This is a genomic window from Streptococcus sp. HMSC064D12 (genome assembly GCF_001837205.1).
Classification (GTDB): domain Bacteria; phylum Bacillota; class Bacilli; order Lactobacillales; family Streptococcaceae; genus Streptococcus; species Streptococcus salivarius_D.
This window is the reverse complement of the sequence record NZ_KV831713.1, coordinates 1-17,803: the sequence shown is the minus strand read 5'-3', so window position 1 is coordinate 17,803 and position 17,803 is coordinate 1. Positions and strand designations below refer to the sequence as shown.

General features: G+C 39.1%; 14 protein-coding genes. 4 read left to right on the top strand and 10 right to left on the bottom strand.

Going from position 1 to position 17,803, the window contains the following annotated elements:
- Positions 1-27 precede the first annotated feature (27 nt).
- Entirely contained in the window at positions 28-663 is a 636-nt protein-coding gene (udk, locus tag HMPREF2697_RS00230; RefSeq protein ID WP_002890688.1) for a uridine kinase, read from the bottom strand.
- 91 nt (positions 664-754) lie between these two features.
- On the opposite strand from udk, the gene HMPREF2697_RS00225 reads away from it, so the two are divergent.
- On the top strand, positions 755-1,837 hold the full coding sequence (locus HMPREF2697_RS00225; protein WP_070849109.1) for a DEAD/DEAH box helicase: 1,083 nt from the start codon (positions 755-757) through the stop codon (positions 1,835-1,837).
- Positions 1,838-1,889: 52 nt separating this feature from the next.
- Here the strand turns inward: HMPREF2697_RS00225 and HMPREF2697_RS00220 are convergent, their stop codons facing one another.
- From HMPREF2697_RS00220 to acnA, 9 genes are all read right to left on the bottom strand, one after another.
- Positions 1,890-3,053 carry an ATP-grasp domain-containing protein gene (locus tag HMPREF2697_RS00220; RefSeq protein WP_022495748.1) on the bottom strand — a complete coding sequence of 388 codons (1,164 nt, stop codon included), beginning with the start codon at positions 3,051-3,053 and terminating at the stop codon, positions 1,890-1,892.
- Positions 3,054-3,099: 46 nt separating this feature from the next.
- Positions 3,100-3,840, bottom strand: coding sequence for an esterase family protein (locus tag HMPREF2697_RS00215; protein WP_002884014.1), 741 nt, complete (start codon positions 3,838-3,840; stop codon positions 3,100-3,102).
- Positions 3,841-3,886: 46 nt separating this feature from the next.
- Positions 3,887-4,714: an alpha/beta hydrolase gene (locus HMPREF2697_RS00210; protein ID WP_002884105.1), complete on the bottom strand. Its 828-nt coding sequence runs from the start codon at positions 4,712-4,714 to the stop codon at positions 3,887-3,889.
- 115 nt (positions 4,715-4,829) lie between these two features.
- Positions 4,830-6,263, bottom strand: a complete 1,434-nt coding sequence (locus HMPREF2697_RS00205; RefSeq protein WP_002890682.1) for an NADP-dependent glyceraldehyde-3-phosphate dehydrogenase — start codon at positions 6,261-6,263, stop codon at positions 4,830-4,832.
- Between the two features lie 218 nt (positions 6,264-6,481).
- On the bottom strand, positions 6,482-8,215 hold the full coding sequence (gene ptsP, locus HMPREF2697_RS00200) for a phosphoenolpyruvate--protein phosphotransferase (protein ID WP_013990779.1): 1,734 nt from the start codon (positions 8,213-8,215) through the stop codon (positions 6,482-6,484).
- A gap of 4 nt (positions 8,216-8,219) precedes the next feature.
- A complete protein-coding gene (locus HMPREF2697_RS00195) occupies positions 8,220-8,483 on the bottom strand; it encodes a phosphocarrier protein HPr (RefSeq protein WP_002884015.1) in 264 nt (87 codons plus the stop codon).
- 261 nt (positions 8,484-8,744) lie between these two features.
- Positions 8,745-9,920 carry an NADP-dependent isocitrate dehydrogenase gene (icd, locus tag HMPREF2697_RS00190; protein WP_014633291.1) on the bottom strand — a complete coding sequence of 392 codons (1,176 nt, stop codon included), beginning with the start codon at positions 9,918-9,920 and terminating at the stop codon, positions 8,745-8,747.
- Between the two features lie 13 nt (positions 9,921-9,933).
- The gene (locus HMPREF2697_RS00185) at positions 9,934-11,058 is read right to left on the bottom strand and encodes a citrate synthase (RefSeq protein ID WP_014633292.1); all 1,125 of its coding nucleotides are present in this window, start codon (positions 11,056-11,058) and stop codon (positions 9,934-9,936) included.
- A 1-nt stretch (position 11,059) separates the two neighbouring features.
- Positions 11,060-13,723: an aconitate hydratase AcnA gene (gene acnA / locus HMPREF2697_RS00180; protein WP_070849106.1), complete on the bottom strand. Its 2,664-nt coding sequence runs from the start codon at positions 13,721-13,723 to the stop codon at positions 11,060-11,062.
- Positions 13,724-14,054: 331 nt separating this feature from the next.
- On the opposite strand from acnA, the gene nrdH reads away from it, so the two are divergent.
- The 3 genes from nrdH to nrdF all read left to right on the top strand — a co-directional run bounded on the left by nrdH (position 14,055) and on the right by nrdF (position 17,646).
- The gene (nrdH, locus tag HMPREF2697_RS00175; RefSeq protein WP_004182714.1) at positions 14,055-14,279 is read left to right on the top strand and encodes a glutaredoxin-like protein NrdH; all 225 of its coding nucleotides are present in this window, start codon (positions 14,055-14,057) and stop codon (positions 14,277-14,279) included.
- A gap of 90 nt (positions 14,280-14,369) precedes the next feature.
- Complete coding sequence (gene nrdE / locus HMPREF2697_RS00170; RefSeq protein WP_013990782.1) at positions 14,370-16,529, top strand: class 1b ribonucleoside-diphosphate reductase subunit alpha; 2,160 nt, start codon at positions 14,370-14,372, stop codon at positions 16,527-16,529.
- Positions 16,530-16,686: 157 nt separating this feature from the next.
- A complete protein-coding gene (gene nrdF, locus HMPREF2697_RS00165; RefSeq protein ID WP_014633295.1) occupies positions 16,687-17,646 on the top strand; it encodes a class 1b ribonucleoside-diphosphate reductase subunit beta in 960 nt (319 codons plus the stop codon).
- Positions 17,647-17,803: the final 157 nt, after the last annotated feature.

Here is a 17,803-nt window from a genome sequence, read left to right as displayed (position 1 = left end):
ATTATACCAAAAAAGCCAAGCTCCTGCTTAGGCTTTCTGACTTTCTTTCAAAATGCTTGCTACCTTAGTATTAATCAAGTCGATAGCAACAGTATTTGTGACACCTTCAGGAATCACCACATCTGCGTAGCGTTTCGTAGGTTCGATAAACTGGTGGTACATAGGTTTAACCACACTGATATATTGCTCAATGATACTATCCAAGCTACGGCCACGCTCTTCCATATCACGCTTGATACGACGGATAATACGAATGTCATCATCAGTATCTACAAAAAGCTTGATATCCATCAAATCACGCAAACGTTTATCCTCAAGTACCAAAATCCCTTCAACAATGAAGACATCCTGTGGTTCCTGACGATAAGTCTTTTCACTGCGAGTGTGTTGGGTGTAGTCATAAATCGGAATATCTACAGGACGCCCAGCAATCAGCTCATTGATATGTTCAATCATAAGATCTGTATCAAAGGCAAAAGGATGGTCGTAGTTCGTTGACACACGCTCTTCAAAAGTCAAATGTGACTGATCCTTATAATAAGAATCATGCTCAATCATGGCAATTTTCTCATCTGGAAAATTTGATAGAATGGCACGAGAAACACTGGTCTTACCGCCACCAGAGCCACCCGTAACCCCAATAATAATCGGTTTTTTAGGCATGGTAAATTCCTATCTAATATAGTCTTTCTTATCTATTCTACACTAAATCATGATATAATAAAAGCAAATCCATATAGAAAATGAGACTTTTATGTTTAAAAACTTTCCTGAACAATGGCAAGACCTCCTTAAAGAAAAAGGAATCACTACAGAGACTGCCATTCAAAAAGAACTCTTTGCACCAATCACTGAAGGAGACAATGTCCTAGGTATCAGTCCTACAGGAACAGGTAAAACCCTTGCCTACCTTCTTCCACTTCTTCTTTCACTCAAGCCAAAAAAAGCTCAACAACTGCTTATCCTAGCACCTAATTCTGAACTTGCTGGACAGATTTTTGATGTAACCAAACAATGGGCTGAGCCACTAGGACTCACTGCCCAACTCTTCCTTTCTGGCTCTAGTCAAAAACGACAAATTGAACGCCTGAAGAAAGGACCAGAAATTCTCATCGGAACCCCTGGCTGTGTTTTTGAGCTGATTAAACTCAAAAAAATCAAGATGATGAATGTCAACACCATCGTCCTCGATGAATTTGATGAGCTTCTCAGTGATAGCCAATACCACTTTGTGACAAAAATCAGCCACCATGTTCCTCGTGATCATCAAATGATCTATATTTCGGCAACCAACAAAATTGACGATCAAGTTCTTGTCGAAAATACTATCGTTTATGACTTATCTGATCAGGAATTAGATACTATTAAACATTATTATATCAGTGTTGATAAACGTAACCGTGTCGAACTTCTTCGTAAGTTCTCCAATATTCCTGATTTCCGTGGCCTTGTCTTTTTCAACAGTCTTTCTGACCTTGGGGCTACTGAAGAGCGCCTCCAATTTAACGGAGCTTCAGCAGTATCATTGGCTAGTGACATCAACGTCAAATTCCGTAAGGTTATCTTGGAAAAATTCAAGAACCATGAGATTTCACTCTTACTAGGTACTGACCTCTTGGCACGAGGCATCGATATTGAAAATCTGGAAGTGGTCATCAACTTCGATATTCCTCGAGACCGTGAAGCCTACACTCACCGTGCAGGTCGTACCGGCCGTATGGGAAATGAAGGTAGCGTCATTAGCTTGGTAACTCATCCAGAAGACCTCAAAAAACTTAAAAAATTCGCTAAAGTATCAGAACTGGTTCTTAAAAACCAAGAGCTTCACGAAAAATAAGCCATTACAAAAGCACTTCAGTTTACTCTGAAGTGCTTTTAACATATACAGATTAGGCTTTTTTACCAAAGTCCTCAATCATTTGTTCCATTTCCTCACGACTTGGAGTTGTCAACATATAAAGGAAGTCACCTTGCAACTCTGCAAAGGCTGCAGGCATGATTTTCTTAACTTTAAGTTGTTCACGATACTTATCAAAAAGTTCTTCTTCTGAGTAAGCATAGTGTGAGCTTGCACGACGTGAAGTAGCCAAACAGTAAAGTGGCTCAAACTGAGAAGCTGGGAATGGTTCGCCAGCAACGATATCCGCATAGCCCTTGTACAAATCAAACGAATGAGCATAGTTATAGACGTCGATTGTGAAACCACCTGCTGGACGGTTATTATATTCAATAGCAATATAATCGTCACCATCACGGAAGAACTCAATATGGAAGAAACGTTCCTTCATACCAAATTCTTTGACAATTGCCTCACCATACTTACGTAACTTAGGATCCATATCCTTAAGAACGTAGTAAGAATTATCCATCTTGTAAATCATCAAGTCAAGTGGAGTGTGGGCATAATCGAAAGTTGTTGAGAAAACAATATTACCATCATGGTCAATCAAACCATCGAAAGTACAGATTTCACTTGAAGTTACAAATTTTTCAAAGAAATAAACTGTTTCATGGTCCCACTCAGCCTTGAAATGATTGATATCATCTTCTGTTTCAAGTTTGAAGGTTGCAGCTGCACCAACCCCATTATCTGGCTTAGCAATCATTGGAAGACCGATTTCTTTCACAGCTTTATCCACATCTTCGTCAGTTTTAATGACAGCACCTGGCACAACTGGAACACCAGCTTTTTGGAAGAGTTTCTTCATTTCAGACTTGAATTTAGTCTTCTTAAGGTCTTCTGGCTTAGCACCAAAAACATTGAACTGTTCACGAAGAGCAGCATCCAATTCCAACCAGTATTCATTATGAGATTCGATACGATCGATTGGACCATGTTTGTAGAAAAGAAAGGCTACGGCACGCTTAACTTCATCCAAGTTTTCCAGATTATCTACACGGAAGTACTCTGTCAAAGCATCTTTCAAAGGTTGATCTAACTGTTCATAAGGCTCTTGACCAATACCAAGAACAGTGATTCCCTTATTAGCAAGTTCAACTGTAAACTGTTGGAAGTTTTGTGGATAGTATGGTGAAATAACAAGATAATTCATTAGTGATTCCTCTTTTATAGTTATTTAGATAGGATAGACAAAGAAATTATAGGTTCATATTGTCAAGGAAATAAGGCATTTGTTTACGCCACCATTCCCAATCGTGAGCGACATCATGGCCCCACTCAGAGAACCAGGCTGGAATATTCTTTTGTTCAAAGGCTTCCTTAAGTTTATAGTAAGAAGGAAGACCATCTTGTTCCCAAGCACCAAGACCTGTACATACGATGATTTCAGCTTGACGGTAGCGGTCGATAAACCAACCATCATTTTGGTTCCAGATATAATCTGATGGGGAATTTTGGTAAATAGCTTCATCCCCTCCAAACTCACCCACAAAGAAACGAGCATCGTAGACACCACTAAGAGCTACTACTTTATTGAAAACATCAGGATGTTGCAAGAAGAAATTAAGCGCATGGTAAGCACCCATTGAACATCCTGTTGTCATCATTGGATCAAACCAACCAGTTTTGTGTTTGATAAATGGAATAGCTTCTTCAATAACATAACGTTCATAAGCACGATGCATTTCAGCACGATCGTGTGGATTTTTCCAATCACAAAGCCAGCTTTCACTGTCCACACTTGACAGCGTAAAGAATTGTACGCGCCCTTCTTCGATAAAACGTGCACAAGCATCAATCATACCGAAGTCATAGTATTCGTTATGGCTACCACCTGATGAAGCAAAAACCACAACAGGGATACCAGCGTGCCCATAACGGTTAACATACATTTCACGATTAAGTTGACCACTCCAGTGGCTAAGATGTTCGATATTCATATTTATATACCTTTTCCTAAATTAAAATAATTTGCGTTAATATAGACTAGTCCCACTTTTCAGCGAAAAAGCGAAGACAGTCTGGTAAATTCTCAGCCCAAGCTTCTTCATTGTGTTCAGCACCAGACTGAATGTGAATCTTGATATTTTCCAAATCAACCCCACGAGCAATCAAATCATGGTAATAGCTCAATGAAGAGTCAATATAAGCCTGCTTAATGTTACCAGCCATCAAGGTCTTGTCAGTATCATCAGCTTCCTCAGTCCCTACATAAATGTAGACACGTTGATCTGCATCGAGCTTTTGACGCGACATGTAACGATCAAAGGCATCTTGATGCAACCAGTTAGCTGAAGAAAATACCCCAAGACAACCTATCTGCTCCTTATAATCAAGCCCCATAAACTGAGTGATATTACCACCAAGGGATGAACCAATCATAGCTGTATGCTGACGGTCTGAGAGGGTACGGTACTCCTTGTCAATAAAGGGTTTAACCACATCCATGACAAACTCCGCATACTCTACTCCCTTGCCTCCGAACTGAACACCAGGGATATTAGATTCTTGGTACTTCCACGCAGAATACTCATTCATACGGCCAGGACCATCATTATCGATGGCTACAACAATCATGCGCGAAATATCAGGATTACGCTTGATTGTTGGGATAATCTTCCAAGAATAGCCCGAAAATGACTCCTTACTATAAAGAACATTCTGACCATCATGGAAATACACGACAGGGTAAGAACGATCTGTATCCGTTTCATAGTTCTTAGGTAGAAGAACACGCACACGACGAAGTTTACCAGTGTATGGCACCTCTAATTCATGGGTCTTCATAACCAAGTAAAAATAAGATTTATTCATTGTCAGAAAACTCTCTATATTCGAAATTTAGTTCTATTATACCATATTTTAAAAGAAAAAGAGCCCCTATAATGGGGACTCTTTACACTTTTTTAATGATTGAATAGCTAAACTCTTAGTAGTTTGCGATATCAAATACTGTTGATTTCACACGAGTCATAGCTTCGATAGAGTATTTCACACCTTGAGTTCCGGCACCAGATCCTTTAACACCAAGGAATGGGAAGTTATCTGTACCACGTTGTGTTTTGTTGTTGATGTGAACTGTACCAACTTCGAGTTGTTCAGCAATTGCAAATGCACGTGGGTAGTCTTGAGTGAAGACTGCACCTTGAAGACCAAATTCAGATTCGTTAGAAATCTTGATTGCTTCTTCAACTGAAGATACACGGATGAATGGCAATACTGGACCAAATGGTTCTTCCCAAGCAAGACGCATGTCAGTTGTTACATGGTCAAAGACAGCTGGGTAGATAAGGTTACCTTCACGTTTCAATTCAGTTTTAGCAGTAGCACCTTGTTCAACGGCATCATCAATCAAACCTTGAACGAAGTCAGCTGCTTTTGTATCGATAAGTGGTGTAACGCTTGCGCTTTCTTCAGGCATACCAACAGTGATATTACCTACCAAAGCAGTTACTTTTTCTACCAATTCATCTGCAACACTATCCATTACAAGAACACGTTTGATAGCTGTACAACGTTGACCTGAATAGTCAAAGGCACCAGCAACAATGTTTTTAGCAGTCAAGTCAAGATCAGCATCTTCAAGAACGATAGCGGCATCTTTACCACCAAGTTCAAGCATGATTGGACGCATAGCTGCCAAACGACCGATGTTTTCACCGACTGGTGTTGAACCCGTGAAGTTGATGAAATCAACAGCTTTGTGTTCAACGATGTAGTCACCGATAACAGAACCACGACCAGTGATAGAGTTCAAGACACCTGCAGGGATACCAGCTTCAACAAATGCTTCAACCAAAAGAAGACCTGAGATAGAACCTTGTGTTGGTGGTTTGAAGGCAACAACGTCACCAGCAATCAAGGCAGGAGCAATTTTAGAACCAGCCAAGTTTACTGGGTAGTTAAATGGAGAGATAGCAAGGACAAGACCTACTGGTTCGCGACGAACAACAGCGATTTTTTTCTTGCTACCAGCGTCAAATGCACCACCTTCAAGTACTTCACCTTCCAAACGCAAACCTTCTTCAGCTGCATAGTGGATGATTTCAGCAGTACGAACAACTTCACCGATTGCAGATTTCAAACCTTTAGAGATTTCTTTAGAAAGAACTTGACCGATTTTTTCTGCATCACGTTCCAAGATATCTGCTGCTTTATGAAGGTAAGCTGCACGTTCAGCATATGAAAGCGCGCGCCATGCTGGAAGTGCTGCTTTAGCTGCTGCGTAGACTTCGTCTACTTCAGCTTGGCTCATCGCTGGAACTGATCCAAGTTCCTCACCGTTTGCAGGTGCGTAGATAGTAATTTCGTTTTCAGATGTTTTCCACTCACCATTGACATAGTTTTTGTATTGTTTAGCCAAGATAGTAACTCCTTTTATCTATTATAAGACCTATTTTATCATTTTTTTAGAAATAATCCAAGATTTAAACGAGAATTATTCAGAAAATTTTGACAAAAAATAGTTTAAATTATTAACCTAGGTTAGCCGTATTCTACTCCTAACCAATGAATGAGTCAATTATTTTGTCTCTGTTTAGTTATAAAAAAAGTGAAAGCCTAGGCCTCCACTTTTTATGATTAGTCTACGTTAACGTATTCTTTTGAAAGTTCAAGAACTTCTTCCATTGTTGAACATTCAGTAAGCGCACGGTTAGCGTATTCTTCCATTTTAGCTGTGTCAAGTTTCTTCATCAAGCTACGTGTACGAAGAACAGATGTCGCTGACATTGAGAACTCATCCAAGCCCATTCCGACAAGAAGTGGAACAGCAGTTTGGTCACCGGCCATTTCACCACACATACCAGCCCATTTACCTTCAGCGTGAGCCGCTTTGATAACATTGTTGATCAAACGAAGGATTGATGGGTTATATGGTTGGTAAAGGTATGATACTTGTTCGTTCATACGGTCAGCAGCCATAGTGTATTGGATAAGGTCGTTTGTACCAATTGAGAAGAAATCAACTTCTTTAGCAAATTGGTCAGCAAGCATAGCTGCAGCAGGGATTTCAATCATGATACCTACTTCGATATCGTCTGCAACGGCAACACCTTCAGCAACCAATTTAGCTTTTTCTTCTTCAAGAATACCTTTAGCAGTACGGAACTCATTCAACAAAGCAACCATTGGGAACATGATACGCAATTTACCGTGAACAGATGCACGAAGCAAGGCACGCAATTGTGTACGGAACATTTGGTTACCAGTTTCAGAGATAGAAATACGCAAAGCACGGTAACCCAAGAATGGGTTCATTTCTTTAGGAAGATCGAAGTAAGGGAGTTCTTTATCCCCACCGATATCCATTGTACGAACGACAACAGGTTTACCGTTCATACCTTCAAGAACTGCTTTGTATGCTTCATATTGGTCATCTTCAGTTGGGAAGTCTTGAGAATCCATATACAAGAATTCCGTACGATAAAGACCAACTGCTTCTGCACCGTTATCATTTACACCTTCAACGTCTTTAGGTGTACCAATGTTAGCAGCCAATTCGAAATGTTTTCCATCAGCAGTAACTGTTTGAGCATCTTTAAGGAGAGCCCATTCAGCTTTTTGTTTAGCGTAAGCTTCACCAGCTGCTTTAAACTCAGCAATTTGCTCTTCAGTTGGGTTGATAACAACTTCACCAGTAATACCTGAAACTGCCAAGATGTCACCATCTTTTACAAGTTCTGTGATGTTATTTGTACCAAGAACAGCTGCGATTTCAAGTGTACGAGCCATGATTGCAGAGTGACTAGTACGTCCACCGATATTAGTAACAAAAGCTTTTACGTACTTTTTGTTCAACTGAGCTGTATCAGATGGTGTCAAGTCATGAGCAACAACGATTGATTCTTCGTTGATTGTTGCTGGGTTAGGCAATTTCTTACCAAGCAAGTTAGCAAGCACACGTTTTGTAACGTCACGAATATCCGCTGCACGTTCTTGCATGTATGGATTGTCTTCCATACCTTCAAAAATAGCGATAAACATGTCTGTTACTTCTGTCAAAGCAGCTTCAGCATTAACTTGTTTAGCACGGATAGTTTCTTTAATTTGACCAGTCATTTCTGGGTCAGCAAGAACCATCAAGTGAGCATCAAAAACGGCTGCCGCTTCTTCACCAAGGCTTTCAACTGCTTTTTCACGGATAACAGAAAGCTCGTCTTGTGACGCCGCTAGAGCAGCATCTAGACGAGCCTCTTCTGCACTTGTATCTTCAACTGTTACAGTTTCAAATGACAAGTCCGGTTGAACAAGCAGATATGCCTTAGCAACTGCAACACCATCAGATGCTGCGATTCCTTTAAGCATTTCTGTCATATTCTTATGCCAATCCTTCTTTTGTCATTGTTTCTGCGATTGCTGCGATTGCGTCATCAGCATCAGCACCTTCTGCAGAGATAGTTACGTCAGCACCTTGACCAACACCAAGGCTCATAACACCCATGATAGATTTAAGGTTAACTGCTTTACCTTTGTAGTCAAGAGTGATATCTGAAGCAAATTTGCTAGCTGTTTGAACAAGCAAAGTAGCTGGACGTGCGTGGATACCTGTTTCTGCAACAATGTGGAAATCTTTAGAAGCCATAATGGATTCTCCTTCTTCATTTGGAATATTTGAGTTATCAATGATAACCCTTACAATTTAGAATTATAACATAGCTAATTGAGATTATCAAGGTTAAAACGTACTTTCTACAAGTTTTTCGAAAGCTTGTCTCTCATTTTACTGGTCATTTTCATTTTTCAAAACATAAGCAAATACTAGTCTCTAGTTATTTACAACATTTTCAGAAAATTTCTTTCATGGTGTTTTCAATCGTTAATTTTCATTTTCGAGCAAAAACAATCACATAATTGAAAGAATTTGATTGCTAAAGGCACTCGTTGAATAAGCTTGTTTCCCAAATGCTAAGTCAGCTGTAAAGATATCAGCTTTAAATGTCTTCTCAATAGCACTTGTAATCAGTTGAGCTGCCTCAGTCCAACCAATATAATCTAGAAGCATGCAGCCAGATAATAAAACTGAGCAAGGATTAGCCTTATCTTGATCTGCAATATCCGGAGCTGTTCCATGTGTTGCTTCAAAAATAGCATGGCCTGTTTGATAGTTAATGTTGGCTCCAGGGGAGATGCCGATACCACCAACTTGTGCAGCCAAGGCATCACTGGCATAATCACCATTCAAGTTGGTTAAGGCAACAACATCAAATTTTTCTGGATTTAAAAGAATCTGTTGGAGAAAGTTATCAGCGATTATATCATTAATCTCTAAACGACCAGCCAGCAATTCTTCTTTATAGTCTTCCTGAGCTACTTCATAACCCCATTTACGGAAGCCACCTTCTGTGAATTTTTGAATATTCCCTTTATGAACCAATGTCACTTTCTTTAGATTGTTCTTGAGAGCATAGTCGATAGCAGAGCGAATGAGACGTTTACTTCCTTCTATTGAAATTGGCTTGATTCCGATACTACTTGATTCTGGGAAGCGAATTTTACTAACATTCATTTCTGTCTGGAGAAACTCAATCACGCGCTTGACATCTGCTGTTCCCGCTTCCCATTCAATCCCCGCATAAATATCTTCGGTATTTTCACGGAAAATAGTAATATTCGTTTTTTCTGGTTCCTTAAGTGGGCTTGCTACTCCGTCAAAGTAACGAACAGGTCTAACACAAGCGTAGAGATCAAGTTCTTGACGTAATGCTACATTTAATGAACGGATACCACCACCTACTGGCGTCTCAAGCGGTCCCTTAATAGCTACTAAACTTTCTCGAATAGCTTCCAAAGTTTCTTTCGGCAACCATTCACCTGTTTTGTCATAAGCCTTCTTACCGGCTAGAAGCTCTTGCCATTCAATATGACGCTTTCCTTCATAGGCTACTTCTACTGCTTTATCAAAAATTGCTTGGGCATTCTTCCAGATATCATGTCCAACACCATCGCCTTCAATAAAAGGGATAATTGGACGATCAGAAACTTGAAGCTGTCCATTTTTCATTACGATTTTTTCTGCCATATAGCTTTCCTCCCTAGCGTTTTTCTAAAGGAATATACGTCATATTTTCTTGTCCGATGTACTGTGAGCGTGGACGAATCAATTTGTTATTTTTTTGTTGCTCTTGAATATGAGCAATCCAGCCGGCAACACGACTCATAGCAAAGATAAGTGTGAAGATATCGCTGTCAATTCCTAGAGTATGGTATACGGTAGCTGAATAAAAGTCCACATTGGGAATCAATCCCTTCTTTTCTTTCATGAATTCTTCAATTTCTTGAGACATGTTAAAGAATTCTTCATTGTCGGTACCTTCTGTCAACTTTTTGGCCATATCTCTTAAGAAAATTTCACGAGGATCCTGTTTCTTGTATACACGGTGTCCAAATCCCATGATTTTCTCTTTTGAGTCAAGTTTTTCCTGCAAGTAAGCATTAACATCTCCAGATTCACGAATTTCTTTAAGCATATCAAAGACGCGTTCATTAGCTCCACCATGCAAGGGACCTTTTAGGGCTCCAATAGCTGTTGTGACACAAGAATAGATATCTGTCAGAGTCGAGGCACAAACACGCGCCGCAAAAGTTGAGGCATTCAACTCATGATCAGCATGAAGAATTAAAGCCTTATTCATAGCTTCAATTTCAATTTCAGAAGGTTCAACACCATTCAGCATGTAGAGAAAATTAGCCGCAAAACCTAGATCTTCTCTTGGTTTGAGGGGCATTTTACCAGTACGTAAGCGTGCAAAAGTCGTAATAATTGTAGGCAATTTAGCCATCAATTCAATACTTTGCTGATAAATTGCCTCCATGGATCTTTCCTCGGCATCCACATTATAAACCCCAAGAAGGGAGACTGTTGAACGTAAAACACTCATTGGGTGCAAATGTGGACGAGACTGGATAAGAATGCATTGCTCTACAGCATCAGAAATATCATAGTTCTTACGCAACTCAGCTTCAAAATACTTAAGTTCCATTTGCGTAGGAAGATGACCATTCCACAAGAGATAAATCACTTCCTCAAAAGACGCTTTATTATCCATAAACTCGGAAATATCATATCCCGAATACGATAAATGATCATCGATAATAGATGAAATCCTAGTATTACAGGCAATCATATCCTTAAGTCCATTAATTTCAACTGTTGTCATATTAGGCTCCCTTCAATTTTTTTCTTACAACCATTGGCAAGATTCCACCATTTTTATAGTAGCGAATATCAGCATCTGCATCGAAGCGTACCAAGGCTTTAAAGGTTTTGGTTTGTTCAGGTGTTGAAGCTGTAACAGTGATAACATCATGGACACCTGGATTTTCTGAAAGGTCAAAGCTAAACGTCTCATGTCCTGTCAATCCAAGACTTTCAGCATTTTCTCCTTCCATAAATTGGACTGGTAAAATCCCCATCATAACGAGATTTGAACGGTGAATACGCTCAAAACTCTCAGCAAGCACTACTTTTACACCAAGAAGATTAGCACCTTTAGCCGCCCAGTCACGACTTGAACCCATACCATAATCCTTACCGGCAATTACAAGCGTATCTTGATTAGCTTCTTTATATTTCATAGCAGCATCATATATAGGTAGAATGTCACCATCATATTTAGTATATCCACCAATTTTTCCATCTGCTAACTCATTCTTGATACGAATATTAGCAAAGGTTCCTCGCATCATGACTTCGTGATTTCCACGACGGCTACCATAAGAATTGAATTCTTGATAATCAACACCATTCTCAGTCAAATAACGAGCTGCTGGACTATTTCTGGCAATATTACCCGCTGGAGAAATATGGTCTGTTGTTACCGTATCTCCGAATTTAGCCAAAACCTTCAAATCTTTCAATGGTTTAATGCTCAAATCATCTCCTAAAGCATCAAAGTAAGGTGGGTTTTGAATATAGGTAGAGTTTTGATTCCATTTATAATTTTGACTTTGTTCAGTAGGAATGGCATTCCACTTCTCACTATCAGAAAAGACACTAGCATATTCATCTTGGAAGAGTTTACGGGTGACGTATTTATCAACATAAGTCTCAATTTCTTCACGAGATGGCATAACATCCTCTAAATAAACAGCTTGACCATTGTCGTCAAAACCTAAAGGTTCAGTTGTCAAATCAATATTCGTGTTACCAGCTAAGGCATAAGCAACAACCAATGGTGGGCTAGCCAAGAAATTCGCTTTAACAAGTGGATTAATACGCCCTTCAAAATTACGATTTCCTGACAAAACAGCACTCGCTAATAAATCAGTGTCTACAATAGCCTTAGCCACCTCAGGACGTAAGTCTCCTGAGTTCCCAATACAGGTTGTGCAACCGTAACCTACCAAGTTAAAGCCAAGCTTATCTAGATAGGTTTGCAAGCCTGAAGCTTTGAGATAACCAGTAACAACCTTAGAACCTGGTGCCAAAGATGTCTTCACTGTTGGAGATACTTTTAATCCTTTCTCAACCGCTTTTTTAGCTAAAAGACCGGCTGCCATAAGAACGTAAGGATTTGAAGTATTGGTACATGATGTGATAGCTGCAATGGCCACATGACCTGTTTGAATTGTTTCTGAATGATCCTCAAAGTCAACGTTTGCAGTTTTTGCTAGCTCTTCCTTATCCAAACCAAAACCACGGACACCTGCTTCTCGTACCACTGCATCTTGAAATTCTTGCTTAGCATCTGATAAGAGAATCAAATCCTGTGGACGTTTAGGACCTGAGATAGAAGGTTTAATGGATGACAAATCAATTTCAACAATCTTAGTATACTTGGCTTCTTTACTTGGATCATAGAAAAGATGATTGGCTTTTGTATAGGCTTCAGTGACTTGGATGTGTTCCTCATCACGGTTAGTTAAACGCATGTAGTTAAGAGTCTCGTCATCAATAGGAAAATAACCACAGGTCGCTCCATATTCTGGTGCCATATTAGCGACTGTAGCACGGTCAGCTAGAGACAAACTCTTCAAGCCAGGTCCAAAGTACTCAACAAATTTACCAACCACATTTTCAGAACGAAGTACCTGAGTAATCTTGAGAGCCAAATCTGTTGCTGTAGCAATTTTAGGCAACTCTCCCGTCAGATGTACACCAATGACCTCTGGAATTGGGAAATAAGATGCTTCACCGAGCATAGCTGCTTCAGCTTCAATACCGCCAACACCCCAACCAAGAACGCCAATACCATTAATCATAGTTGTGTGACTATCTGTACCAAACATAGAATCGGGATATAGTAATCCATCTTTTTCAATAATGACATCGCTCAAAAATTCAATATTAACCTGGTGAATAATCCCTGTTGCTGGTGGAACCGCACGGTAATTTTCAAAAGACTGTTCGGCCCACTTAAGAAATTCATAGCGCTCGTTATTACGTTTAAACTCTAGATTGATATTGTCTTCAAGAGCAGTATCACATCCGTATGAATCAACTTGGACAGAGTGGTCAATGACCAAATCTACTGGAATCTCGGGATTAATAAATTCTGCTTTACCACCATTAGCCACTATAGCATCACGCATTGAAGCTAAATCAACAACAACAGGAACTCCTGTAAAATCTTGTAAGATAACACGACTTGGTTTAAAAGGCACTTCAGAAATTGTTGGAAAATTCGGAAATTTCATCAGATCAGAAATGTGAGATTCCTTAACATCGAGGCCATCTTTTTTTCGGAGGAGACTTTCAAGTAGTATTCGAATGGTATAAGGGAGTTCTCCGACCTTAACATCATGAGATTTTGCTGCTTTTTCGAGATCATAGAAAGAGAATGTCTTACCATTTACAGTTAGATTTGAACAGTATTCTTGCATACTTGAACCTCCATTAGTTAAAAATTTTCTTTATTCTACACTGTTTTTTTTGAAAAAACAAATAGAATTGGCATTTTGATGTTATATTATATAACATGCATAGTTAGATATTTCTTTTTTCGTCATTTCCATATACAAATCCTATTTAATTTAGGAAACTTAAAAAAGCCTTTAAAACACAAGATATAGGGTTGTGTTTCAATACTAAACACAAAATATTGTATTTCCTTGAGATATTTAGCTTGATTTTTCCCAATATTTTGGGTATTCTATTAGAGTCGAAAAAGTGGCTCTTGGCCACTTAAAATCTTTTTATAAAGGAGTATTTGCAATGGCAAAGATTACATTGTTTTCTAAAAACAACTGCATGCAGTGCAAAATGACTAAAAAATTCTTGGAAAAGGAAGGTGCTGATTTCGAAGAAATCAACATTGATGAACAGCCAGAAAAAATCGATTACGTTAAAAGCCTCGGTTTCACTGCTGCTCCAGTTATTGAAGCCGGCGATATCGTCTTTTCAGGTTTTCAACCTACTAAACTTAAAGAAATCCTTTAATTATCAAGTTTTTATATAGAAAGGAACTTGTTTGCTTAGATTAATGTTTTAACCTTAATCTACTATTAAACTGAGCTTGGTATCTGTATTATGTCTTTAAAAAATCTTGGCGATGTTTCATACTTCCGCCTCAACAACGAAATTAACCGTCCTGTTAACGGTCAAATTCCTTTACATAAGGATAAAGAAGCGCTTCGTGCCTTCTTCCTTGAAAACGTTAAGCCAAATTCAATGGCATTCAACAGCATCACAGATAAAATTAATTATTTGATTGAGAACGATTATATTGAGTCTGAATTCATCGGTAAATACGAACCTGCTTTCATTGAAAAATTGTCTGCAGAAATTCATTCTCAAAAATTCCGCTTCCAATCTTTCATGGCAGCCTACAAGTTCTACCAACAATATGCTCTCAAAACAAACGATGGCGAGTCTTACCTCGAAAGTATTGAAGATCGCGTTCTTTTCAACGCCCTTTACTTTGCTGATGGTGATGAAAACCTAGCTAGTGACCTTGCCAACGAAATGATTCACCAACGTTACCAACCTGCTACTCCTTCATTTCTAAATGCTGGACGTAGCCGTCGTGGTGAGCTCGTGTCATGTTTCCTTATTCAAGTAACGGATGACATGAATTCTATCGGACGTTCTATCAACTCTGCCCTCCAGTTATCACGTATTGGTGGTGGGGTAGGTATTAGCTTGTCTAACCTTCGTGAAGCAGGTGCTCCTATCAAAGGATATGCTGGGGCAGCCTCTGGTGTCGTACCAGTTATGAAGCTCTTCGAAGATAGCTTTTCTTACTCAAACCAACTTGGCCAACGTCAAGGTGCTGGTGTTGTTTATTTGGATGTTTTCCACCCAGATATTCTTGCCTTCCTTTCTACTAAGAAAGAGAATGCTGATGAGAAGGTGCGTGTTAAGACACTATCACTTGGTGTTACAGTTCCAGATAAATTCTACGAGTTGGCACGTAATAATGAAGATATGTACCTCTTCAGTCCTTACTCAGTCGAAAAAGAGTACGGTAAACCATATAACTACATTGATATTACAGCTATGTACGATGAGTTGGTTGCCAATCCAAATATCACAAAAACCAAGATTAATGCCCGTGAGCTAGAAACTGAAATTTCTAAACTCCAACAAGAATCAGGTTATCCATATATCGTCAATGTTGATACAGCCAATCGACACAATCCAATCGATGGTAAGATTATCATGTCCAACCTCTGTTCTGAAATTCTTCAAGTTCAAACACCAAGTGAACTTAACGATGCACAAGAGTTTGTTAAACTCGGTACAGACATTTCATGTAACCTTGGATCAACTAATATCCTTAACATGATGACTTCACCTGACTTTGGTCGTTCGATTAGAGCAATGACACGTGCGCTTACCTTTGTTACAGATAGCTCAAGTATTGATGCTGTACCATCTATCAAAAATGGTAACCAACAAGCTCATACCTTTGGTTTGGGAGCTATGGGGCTTCACTCTTACCTCGCTAAACACCATATCGAGTATGGTAGCCCTGAATCTGTTGAATTCACTAATATCTACTTCATGCTTATGAACTACTGGACTTTAGTTGAATCTAACAACATTGCCCGTGAACGTCAAGAAACCTTTGTCGGTTTTGAAAAATCAAAATATGCTGATGGTTCTTACTTTGACAAATACGTTACAGGCCAATACGTTCCTAAATCTGACCGTATCAAAGAACTTTTCGATGGCCACTTCATCCCACAAGCTAAAGATTGGGAAGAACTCCGTGAACTCGTTAAGAAAGATGGACTCTACCATCAAAACCGTTTGGCTGTTGCGCCAAATGGCTCAATCTCTTACATTAACGACTGTTCGGCTTCTATCCATCCAATCACACAACGTATTGAAGAACGTCAAGAAAAGAAAATCGGAAAAATCTACTATCCAGCCAACGGTCTTTCAACAGACACAATTCCTTTCTACACTTCAGCCTACGACATGGACATGCGTAAAGTTATCGACGTTTATGCCGCTGCGACTGAACACGTTGATCAAGGTTTGTCATTAACCCTATTCTTGCGTAGTGAGTTACCAAAAGAAATTTACGAATGGAAAACAGAAAATAAACAAACGACTCGTGACCTTTCTATCCTTCGTAACTACGCCTTTAACAAGGGAATTAAATCAATCTACTACATCCGTACTTATACAGATGACGGTGAAGAGGTTGGTTCTAACCAATGTGAAAGCTGTGTCATCTAAGATAGTGATTTAACGATAACAACCTCACTACTCTTATTTACAAAATGCATTAAAAGGTCGGTTCGCCGACTTTTTTAATAGATCAACTCAAAAAACTATATCATGATTTTGAATTATGATAAAATAGTAACGATATCAATAAAGAAAGAGGTTTCTAATGGAAACTTACTACAAAGCCATTAACTGGAATGAAATCGAAGATGCGATTGATAAATCTACCTGGGAAAAATTGACCGAACAATTTTGGCTAGATACACGTATCCCACTTTCAAATGACCTTGATGACTGGCGTAAACTTTCAGCTGAAGAAAAGGATTTGGTTGGAAAAGTTTTCGGTGGTTTAACCTTGCTAGATACCATGCAATCTCAAACTGGTGTTGAAGCCATTCGTGCAGACGTCCGTACACCTCATGAAGAAGCTGTATTGAACAACATTCAGTTCATGGAATCTGTTCACGCCAAATCTTACTCTTCAATCTTCTCAACTTTGAATACTAAATCTGAAATTGAAGAAATTTTCGAGTGGACTAACAGTAACGAATACCTACAAACCAAGGCGAAAATCATTAACGATATCTATGAAAATGGAACGCCTCTTCAGAAAAAGGTTGCTTCAACATATCTTGAAACTTTCCTTTTCTACTCAGGGTTCTTCACTCCACTCTATTATCTTGGTAATAACAAGCTGGCTAACGTCGCTGAAATCATCAAGCTCATTATCCGTGACGAATCTGTTCACGGAACTTATATTGGCTATAAATTCCAACTAGGGTTCAACGAATTGCCTGAAGAAGAGCAAGAAAGTTTCCGTGAATGGATGTATGATCTTCTCTACCAATTGTATGAAAATGAAGAGCTCTACACTAAATCTCTTTATGATGGTGTTGGATGGACTGAGGAAGTTATGACTTTCCTACGTTATAACGCCAACAAGGCTCTCATGAACTTGGGACAAGATCCACTCTTCCCAGACAGTGCAAACGATGTTAACCCAATCGTTATGAATGGTATTTCTACAGGTACATCAAACCACGACTTCTTCTCTCAAGTTGGTAATGGTTACCTTCTAGGTACCGTTGAAGCCATGCAAGATGATGATTATAACTACGGACTATAATAAAAAACTAACTGAGCTAGTTTTTTTATTGTCTTCAATACTATATTCGAAAAACAAATAGAAAAAGAGTTCAATTTGAACTCTTTTGGCTCTATAATTTCTGTAGCGGGTAAAACCACTGTGGAGATTATAGAGCTTTTTGAATGCAGACAAAAAG